The following is a 763-nucleotide window of genomic DNA, read 5'->3' as shown; positions in this document are numbered from 1 at the left end:
AATAATTCCTGGATTAGACAGCGGAATGAGCGGATCACCGGTAAAAATAGCACCTCCGGCCGGGTCCCACACACTAGGGCTCATCGATACCAGCACAAGCGCGCTGATCAGGCCTGTCAGGCTGCCCCATAAAGCGCCTGAGGCATTGAATCGTTTCCAGAAGACTGTAAACACAATCAGCGGAAGGTTTGCGCTGGCGGCTACCGCAAACGCGAGTGCAACAAGGAACGCCACATTTAAGGATTGTGCAAAAATCGCAAGGAGTATCGAGAGTACTGACACGGCGACAGAAGCCCATCTGGCCGCTTTCATTTGTTCTTTTTCAGTTGCTTCTCCCTTTCTGATGATCTGGCTGTAAATATCATGGGCAAATGCTGAGGCGGCAGACAGCACCAACCCTGTCACGACAGCCAAAATGGTGGCAAAGGCGATGGCTGATACAAACGCGAACAGAAAGTCTCCTCCGAGCGCTTTTGCTAAAAGCGGAGCCGCCATATTTCCCGCTTGATCAGCCGCTGTAATCGCGTCAAAACCGACAAATGCCGCGGCACCAAAGCCGAGAAACACCGTCATAATGTAAAACACACCGATAATCCATGTCGCTGACACAACGGATGTACGGGCCGTCTTGGCATCCTTAACGGTATAAAACCGGATCAATATATGCGGAAGCCCGGCGGTTCCCAGCACGAGTGCCAAGTTTAACGACAAGGTCTCAAGCGGCACCTTGTATTTATTTCCGGGATTCATAAAATCAGCGCCA

Annotated in this window: 1 protein-coding gene; it reads right to left on the bottom strand. The window is 51.4% G+C overall.

The features are described from left to right. On the bottom strand, positions 1-763 hold a 763-nt coding region (locus ACWHAR_RS26290), incomplete at both ends, for a solute symporter family protein (RefSeq protein WP_452088326.1).

It is taken from the genome of Bacillus sp. LR--39, from assembly GCF_053613335.1.
Note: the sequence above shows the minus strand (reverse complement) of the source record. Positions and strands in the feature narration are given on the sequence as shown.